The organism is Clostridia bacterium (assembly GCA_035561135.1).
Lineage (GTDB): Bacteria > Acidobacteriota > Terriglobia > Terriglobales > Acidobacteriaceae > DATMYA01.
Window position 1 is genome coordinate 85004 of the sequence record DATMYA010000091.1, and the last position, 6928, is coordinate 91931.

The 6928-nt window shown below is 56.5% G+C and carries 6 protein-coding genes and 1 tRNA gene; 6 read left to right on the forward strand and 1 reads right to left on the reverse strand.

Annotated elements, in window-relative coordinates; translation table 11 throughout:
- The first annotated feature begins 9 nt into the window (after nucleotides 1-9).
- Nucleotides 10-1125, forward strand: coding sequence for a DUF6599 family protein (locus VN622_18370; GenBank protein ID HWR37832.1), 1116 nt, complete (start codon nucleotides 10-12; stop codon nucleotides 1123-1125).
- A 393-nt stretch (nucleotides 1126-1518) separates the two neighbouring features.
- Here the strand turns inward: VN622_18370 and VN622_18375 are convergent.
- Nucleotides 1519-1594 (reverse strand) — tRNA-Thr (locus VN622_18375).
- A 439-nt stretch (nucleotides 1595-2033) separates the two neighbouring features.
- Between VN622_18375 and VN622_18380 the strand changes: the two genes are divergently transcribed.
- The 5 genes from VN622_18380 to arsB all read left to right on the forward strand — a co-directional run.
- Nucleotides 2034-2921 (forward strand): tetratricopeptide repeat protein, encoded by an 888-nt coding sequence (locus VN622_18380; GenBank protein ID HWR37833.1) that lies wholly within the window; start codon nucleotides 2034-2036, stop codon nucleotides 2919-2921.
- An 84-nt stretch (nucleotides 2922-3005) separates the two neighbouring features.
- The gene (locus VN622_18385; GenBank protein HWR37834.1) at nucleotides 3006-4181 is read left to right on the forward strand and encodes an acyl-CoA dehydrogenase; all 1176 of its coding nucleotides are present in this window, start codon (nucleotides 3006-3008) and stop codon (nucleotides 4179-4181) included.
- Nucleotides 4178-4522, forward strand: a complete 345-nt coding sequence (locus VN622_18390; GenBank protein HWR37835.1) for a PilZ domain-containing protein — start codon at nucleotides 4178-4180, stop codon at nucleotides 4520-4522. Before VN622_18385 ends, VN622_18390 begins: the two co-directional genes overlap by 4 nt.
- 68 nt (nucleotides 4523-4590) lie before the next feature.
- Nucleotides 4591-5910 (forward strand): hypothetical protein, encoded by a 1320-nt coding sequence (locus VN622_18395; protein ID HWR37836.1) that lies wholly within the window; start codon nucleotides 4591-4593, stop codon nucleotides 5908-5910.
- Between the two features lie 86 nt (nucleotides 5911-5996).
- A partial coding sequence (gene arsB / locus VN622_18400; protein ID HWR37837.1) for an ACR3 family arsenite efflux transporter occupies nucleotides 5997-6928 on the forward strand: 932 nt, incomplete at its 3' end.

The following is a 6928-nucleotide window of genomic DNA, read 5'->3' on the forward strand; positions in this document are numbered from 1 at the left end:
AGGATGCTCATGAAAGCAATCAAAGCTATTGTTTTAGCAGTCGTACTTAGCGCGATTTGGATTTCCTCTGTCGTAGAGAAGAGTGCCGCGCAGGAAACCGCCGCGGCGGAAAATGTGGCGCAGGAAAAAGCGGCTATGTTGCCGCAGGCCTTCGGCGGTTGGGAGAAACAGTCCGACGCACGAAGGGGAACAGACCCGTCCACGGTTGATCCCGCGCAGGGACGCGTGCTGAAGGAGTACGGCTTCTCAGACTTCGAGACCGCCACGTATGCACGGCCCGACCGCAAGCTGATCGTGAAGGCTGCGCGTTTCCAGGACGCCAGCGGCGCTTATGGGGCGTTTACGTTCTATCGTTCGCCCAAGATGCTCACGGAACGCATAGGAACGATGGCGGCCTCGGCAAACGAGAACATACTTTTCTTCAGTGACAATGTGCTCGTCCAGGCGCAGTTCGACCGCGTGACGGCGATGTCGGCCTCTGAGCTTCGTGAACTCGCGGAAGCTTTACCAAGGGTGCAAGGGACGGCCGCAAATCTCCCTGCGTTGCCTAGCTACTTTCCCCGCGAGCAGGTTGTGCCGAATAGCGCGAAATACATACTTGGCCCGGTGGCTTTGAACGCCTTGGGCTCGCCGGTTGACCCCGGCGTTGTGGATTTTTCCCGCAATGCGGAAGTGATGACCGGAAAATATGCAACGAGTGGCGGCACTGCCGACTTCATGTTGATCGCCTACCCGACTCCGCAGATCGCAATGGAGCGACTGAAGGCTCTGGAAGCAGCAAACGCGCAGACGACGAACGGAACGACATTCGTAGCGAAACGCGCCGGGCCGATCGTCGCGATGGTGAAGGGACAGGTCTCGCAGTGGGACGCACGATCGCTGCTTGGGTACGTGAATTACGAAGCGGACGTAACGTGGAACGAAAATACAGGGCTGAGCAAGCGCGACAACATCGGCAACCTGGTGGTCGCGGCTTCGATTCTGGCGGGAATCATATTCTTGTTTTCAATCGTGAGTGGAACGCTCTTTGCCTTCGGGAGAATGCTCAAACGTCGCTTTTTCCCCAGTCGTTACCAGACCGAAAGCGACGACGGTGAGTTCATCCGGCTGGACATCGAAAAGTGAGTCTTAGCCACGTAAGAGATTGATAGAGTAAGGCTTGCACGGATTGCAACAGAAAAGTGGCAAAAAACGTCACTTTGCACAGGGCGCGGACACTTCAGCTAAGTGATTGATTTATAAGGCATTTAAGTCTTAAAAATTCCTTGACACTCAGTTTCTTAGGCTCATAGTATTTTTGTAGAAGGTTTTGACGGTCTAGCCTCCGTTGGAACTATTCTCCCTTGAAGGAAAGGTCGCCCAGTTGCCGGGCGACCTTTTCGATTTTGCGGAGGAAACTTTCTTCAATCGCAGTCGACCTTGATGGTTCCGCCGCGAAGGTTCAGAAATCAGAAAGCCAAGAATTGCAAAAGCCGCTCCCGGCAGGAGCGGCTTCATTATGAGTGCTGTGATAAGTTCTGGAGCCGACGATCGGACTTGAACCGATGACCTGTCGATTACGAATCGACTGCTCTACCAACTGAGCTACGTCGGCCTTCGCACTCCATTCTAAACGCGACATGAAGAATCCGTAAAGAGCGTGAGATCGGTCCGCGCGCTGACTTTCTTCGTATCGATAGGGATCCTTCGACTGCGCGACTCCGTCGCTTCGCTCAAGGAAGACAAAACTTGGCGGCGTAGCATTCGGTTTCCAAAACAATATTTCCGGAACAACGTGGTTTCCGGAACAACGTGCGACGCTCGTCGCCGTTGCTTCGAAAGTCAGGATAAGTGGGAGCTTCGTCGCTGGGAGCAGCATTGCTCAGAACTAAGTTGCCGAGTACGGGCGCGTGAGGTCCGTGTGCGTCGAAGAATTCTTTCCTAAATGCAGCATATTGGGTGCAAGTTCCGCGTTTGCTTCAACTTTGCTATTGCATCCAAACGGCAACTAACATCATAATCAGCGTCGAGCAACGCCCGGCGACGATTACAAAGTGAACCGATTCAATCGAACGGACGTACTGCGCATCTTGCACATCACGCCAAAACAGCTCTCCGGCTGGGAACGAGCGGGGCTGGTGGCTGTGGGCGAGACCTTCTCATTTTTCGACCTCCTCACATTAAAGAAAGTACGCGACCTTCGAGCCAAGAAGGTGCGTCCGGCTGTAATCCGCGAGTCGCTGGAAGCGATGCAGCGGCAAGTGAGCGGCATGGATAACCCTTTGCTGGAGGCGACGGCGTACGCGACCGGCTCGCGCGTTACCTTCCGCCATGCGGGGCATGTGCTGGACCCGATTGCAGGGCAGTTCGAGATGGAGTTCGAGCAGAACGGCACGCTGCTGTCGGCCCGGAACGTGAAGCCGATCACCACGGTTGAGAACGCGACTGAGTTCTTCTCGCGTGGAGTAGCGCTGGAAGACGATCCCAACACGCAAGATGAAGCGATCGCAGCGTATCGCAGAGTGGTGGAGCTTGACCCGAATTTCGCCGCCGCCTACATCAACCTGGGAACGCTTTTCTATAACCGGGGCGAATACATCCTGTCCGAAGAGCATTACCGCAAGGCAATCGCCTGCGATCCGCGCTATGCGCTGGCGTACTTCGACCTCGGCAATGTGCTGGATGAGACGGGACGGTTGGAAGAAGCCGTCAAGAACTATCACGTGGCGCTGCAATTGGCGCCCACCTATGCCGACGCCCACTACAACCTGGCGCTGGCCTACGAGAAGTTGAAACAGATGCGTAAGGCGCTGGTTCACTGGCGTGCTTATGTGAAACTGGACACGAGCGGTCCGTGGGCGGTTCATGCAAAGAGCCAGATCAGAAAGATTCTCTCGACCGAAACCCTGAAGGTCGTTTACCGCAAGCCCTCGCAGCACTAGCCTTCGCCGCCGGGCAGCAGAGCGCCTCGCCGGCGGCGGAATGTTAGAATCCTCACTCTATTTCAATCCCCGGAAGGATGACCTATGTCTGACGTTGCAGCAGAGAGGGCATCTCGCCCGCAGCCTCTTGTAGTTTTGAGTGAAGACGAACAGCTTTTCCGCGATAGCGTGAGGCAGTTCGCCGAAGAAGTGATACGTCCGAAGGTGAAGGAGATGGACGAGAAGGCCGCCTTCGAGCGCGACATCATCGACCAATGTTTTCAGCTCGGGCTGATGGGCATAGAGATTCCGGAAGAGTACGGCGGCGGCGGCGGAACGTTCTTCGAGGCCATTCTGGCCGTAGAAGAGCTTTCACGTGTGGACGCGTCGGCGGGCGTGATCGTCGACGTGCAGAACACGCTGTGCAACAACGCACTGCTGCGTTGGGGTACTCCGGAGCAGAAGAAGAAGTACCTTACGAAGCAGGCGAGCGAGTGGGTAGGCGCCTACGCTCTGAGCGAGGCGGCATCGGGCTCGGATGCATTCGCACTCCAGACGAGAGCCGAACTAAAGGGCGACGAGTTCGTTTTGAACGGACGGAAGCTCTGGATCACGAACGGCAAGGAAGCAAGTTTGTTCATCGTCCTGGCGACGCTGGATCCCTCTGCCGGATACAAGGGCATCACGGCATTCCTGGTGGAAAAGGATTTCCCGGGCTTCACGGTCGGACATAAGGAAGACAAGCTGGGCATCCGCGCTTCAAGCACCTGCGAACTGATCCTGGAAGATTGCCGCGTGCCGAAAGCCAACGTGCTGGGTGAAGTCGGCAAGGGCTACAAGATCGCGATTGAGACGCTGAACGAAGGGCGCATCGGGATCGGCGCGCAGATGCTTGGCGTGGCAGAAGGCGCGTGGCAGTATGCGATGAAGTACGCGCAGGACCGCAAGCAATTTGGCAAAGCAATCGCCGAATTCCAGGGCATTCAGTTCCAACTGGCGCAGATGGCAACCGAAATCGAAGCGGCGCGTTTGATGGTTTATAACGCGGCGCGGATGAAAGATGCCGGCGTAAACTTCGTCAAGGAAGCCGCCATGACGAAGCTGTTCGCTTCGCAGGTTGCGGAACGCGTGACGTCTCTGTGCGTGGAGGTGTTGGGCGGGTATGGTTTTGTGAAGGACTACCCGGTCGAGAAATACTTCCGCGACGCGAAGATCGGCAAGATATACGAAGGCACTTCGAACATGCAGCTTGCCACGATTGCGAAGCTGGTAATCAAATGATGACGACGAAAACGACAGCCCATCCCGGACAGACCGGGGTGGGCGAACCTTCCCCCACTATGCATGATGATCGCAGAAAGTTCGAACGACTGAATCTCACCGAGCACGCCGTGGCTGTGGACGAGAACGGCCTGCAGCTGGGCCGGGTAGCGCAGGCATCGGGCGGCGGCATGTTGATTTATGCGAATTCTGCGCAGATATTGGCTGAGCTTCCGAAGGGCCGGCGCATGAGAATACACATCGTGGAGCCCGCTTCTGGCACGACAACGATGATGGACGTCGAGGTACTGTACGTGCACGACGCCTACGTTGGCATGGGGTTTGTGACGCTTCCGGCATAACATCCCTAAGCGCGGCAGGCATCCAAACAAGAGTGTAAGTGCGGGATCTCCGGGGAGATGGAGTTCCTATGCGTTCTGTTTGGTTGACCGCCGCCGTTCTTCTAGCGGTGCCCCACCTGCAACTACAAGCCCAGGCACGACGACCGGCCACTACGCCTCTAGCCACTACCACGACGCTGGCACTGGAAACTGGAAACAACACGAGCGCCGTGCGTGGTTCTCCCGAGAACGGCAACGTCGATCCCGGTAACGTCAGCAAACTTTCCCTCCATTCGCTTCTGTACCCCCACGCGATTACAAAGATCTATGTGCGTTACATGCCTTGGTTTGGCGACCCCAAGCACAGGGACGTCGGATATCGGTCAGACGACCCCAGCGCGATCGCGCGGCAGGTGCAGGACATGATGAGCCGAGGCATCGACGGCGCGATTGTGGACTGGTACGGAGCTGGGGACAAATTCAAAAACCGCTGTACGGAGTTGTTGCTGACCGAAGCCGAGCGGCGCGGCTTCAGCCTGGCGATATCGGTGGACAAGGGCACGCTGAAGAATTGCGAAAGCAAGCGTGGCTGCAATGTCACCCAGGAATTGATCGCCGCCATGAGGTATGTGAACGAGCACTTCGCGCGCTCGCCGGCCTACGTGCGTGTGAACGGGCGTCCGCTGATGACGTTCTTCGGACTGGAACATTCGGACATTGATTGGGGTCGCGCAAGGCGAAGCGTACCTGGAAACCCTCTATTGCTGTTCCGCAACTCAGAGGCATTCAAACTCGAGTACGGCGATGGAGCATTCTCCTGGATCGCGCCGGAAACGGTGAAGCCGGGCGATGCGCGCGGCTTCCAGTATCTGGAAAGGTTTCACAAAGCTGCTCGAGAAAACCCTCGGAAATTCGTAATGGCGTCGGTTTACAAGGGCTTCGATAACAGGCTGGCCGACTGGGGGAAGGGGCGGAAGATCGCCCAGGACTGTGGGCGCACGTGGCTCGGGAGTTTTCGAGAGGTGAACGGCTTCTACTCAGAGCAGCGTCAACTACCGGCACTGATCATTCCGACGTGGAACGACTACGAGGAAGGCACCGAGATCGAAACTGGAATCGACAACTGCGTGAAAGTGGAAGCCAGCATCCGTGGCACACGCCTGCACTGGGAAGTAGATGGGCCTAAGGAAACAATCGATCATTTCACGGTCTTTGCTTCGCAGGACGGGCGGAACCTGGCTGCCATAGCTGACTCGCCGTCGGATGGGAAAGATTTGGACCTGAGTGCGATCAGGCTCGGGCCGGGCGAGTACACGATCTTCGTGAAGGCCGTTGCCAAGCCCTCGCTCTTGAACCACATGTCGAACCCGGTATTGGCAAAAATCGGGAAAGAGAACAAGATTGAGTGATGCAGTTGCGGCGCAACGTCAGGATCTAACGACGGTCATTTGTGCCCAGCCGCAGCCACTTAAAAACTGCTGGAAGAAAGCGTGCGATGACAACCTCCGCAAGCACCACCCGGAAGCTTGGAGTATTGGATCGGTATTTGACGGCCTGGATCTTTGCGGCCATGGCTTTCGGAGTGTTGGCGGGATGGCTAATTCCTGGCATCGTGCCCTTTCTGAATCGCTTCAGCGTCGGAACCACGTCGATTCCCATCGCCGTGGGGCTGATCCTCATGATGTACCCGCCATTTACCAAGGTGCGATATGAGGAACTGCATGAGGTTTTTCGGGACAAGAAAATCCTCGCCCTTTCGTTGATCCAGAACTGGGTGATCGGGCCGGTGCTGATGTTCGTACTCGCGATCATCTTCCTGCGCGAGTACCCGGAATACATGGCGGGGCTCATCATGATCGGGCTCGCACGCTGCATCGCCATGGTAATCGTGTGGAACGAACTGGCGAAGGGCAATACGGAATACGCCGCGGGGTTGGTGGCGTTCAATTCCCTCTTCCAGGTGTTTTTCTATTCCGTATACGCGTGGGTTTTCATCACTGTACTTCCCGCCAAACTGGGCCTGCACGGCACCGTGGTTCATGTGTCGATCGGGGAGATCGCAAAGAGTGTCTTCATATACCTGGGGATTCCCTTCCTTGCGGGATTCCTGACGCGCACACTGCTGCTGAGAACGAAGGGGAGCGAATGGTATAAAACGACATTTGTTCCGCGAGTCAGTCCGCTGACGCTCGGAGCGCTGCTGTTCACGATCGTCATCATGTTTTCGTTGAAAGGCGAGTACATCGTCCGTCTGCCGCTGGATGTGGTGCGCATCGCGATCCCGCTCCTGATCTACTTCGTCGTCATGTTTCTTGTTTCCTTCTACATGGGACGGAAGGTCGGGGCGGACTATTCGAAGACGACGACGCTGTCGTTCACCGCAGCTTCCAACAACTTCGAACTGGCGATTGCCGTGGCGGTTGCGGT

Excerpts from the sequence above, each read along its gene's own strand:
- VN622_18370 (HWR37832.1), top strand. The coding sequence starts at position 10 with ATGAAAGCAATCAAAGCTATTGTTTTAGCAGTCGTACTTAGCGCGATT.
- VN622_18390 (HWR37835.1), top strand. The coding sequence starts at position 4,178 with ATGATGACGACGAAAACGACAGCCCATCCCGGACAGACCGGGGTGGGC.
- VN622_18395 (HWR37836.1), top strand. The coding sequence starts at position 4,591 with ATGCGTTCTGTTTGGTTGACCGCCGCCGTTCTTCTAGCGGTGCCCCAC.
- VN622_18385 (HWR37834.1), top strand. The coding sequence starts at position 3,006 with ATGTCTGACGTTGCAGCAGAGAGGGCATCTCGCCCGCAGCCTCTTGTA.